Raw genomic sequence first — 835 nt, forward strand, 5'->3', positions numbered from 1 at the left:
GAAAGCGTCAATTTACCGAACATGCGTTACCCCTTCGTCCGACAGGCGGCGTCCGTCAGATCGAGGACGTGGCCGTTGTTGTACTTCGCGATGATGTTGTGAAAGAGCCGCGGGTCGATCGTCGAGTAGTAGCGCACGGGCTGCTTCTCGCTCGGCTGCGCGAGCTGGCCGTACGCGCTCATGTCGAGCCGGTCGGCCGACGCGCGCACCTTCGCGACCCACGCGTCGAACGCGTCGCGCGACGTCGCGAGCGTGCGGAACTTCATGTCGGAGAAGCCGCGGCCGCTGTAGTTCGCGGAGATCCCGGCGAAGTCGCCCGGCTCGTCGGCGATCAGGTGCAGGCGCGTCTGCATGCCGGCCATCGCGTAGACCTGCGTGCCGAGTTGCGGAATGAAGAACGAGTTCATCACCGAATCGGACGTGATTCGGAAATTGATCGGCGTGCCGACAGGCACCGCCAGTTGGTTCACCGAAGCAATGCCGAGATCCGGATAGACGAAGAGCCACTTCCAGTCGAGCGCGACGACCTCGACGTCGATCGGCTTCACCGACGATTGGATCGGCCGATACGGATCGAGCTCGTGCGTGGTCTTCCACGTGAGGATGCCGAGGAACAGGATGATCAGCGACGGCACCGTCCAGATCACGATCTCGATCGCGGTGGAATGCGCCCACTTCGGCGAGTAGGTCGCGTTGCGGTTCGACGCGCGGTAGCGCCACGCGAAGAGCAGCGTGAGGAGGATCACCGGCACGACGACGATCAGCATCGCCCACGTCGACGTGGCGATCAACGCCTTCTCCGCGGCGCCGATCGCGCCCTTCGGATCGAGCACGT

1 protein-coding gene is annotated in these 835 nt (G+C 64.0%); it reads right to left on the reverse strand.

Going from position 1 to position 835, the window contains the following annotated elements:
- Positions 1-26 precede the first annotated feature (26 nt).
- A partial coding sequence (gene cyoA / locus WS91_RS30930; protein WP_059579439.1) for a ubiquinol oxidase subunit II occupies positions 27-835 on the reverse strand: 809 nt, incomplete at its 5' end.

Origin of the sequence: Burkholderia sp. MSMB1498, from assembly GCF_001526245.1 — a bacterium.
Classification (GTDB): domain Bacteria; phylum Pseudomonadota; class Gammaproteobacteria; order Burkholderiales; family Burkholderiaceae; genus Burkholderia; species Burkholderia savannae.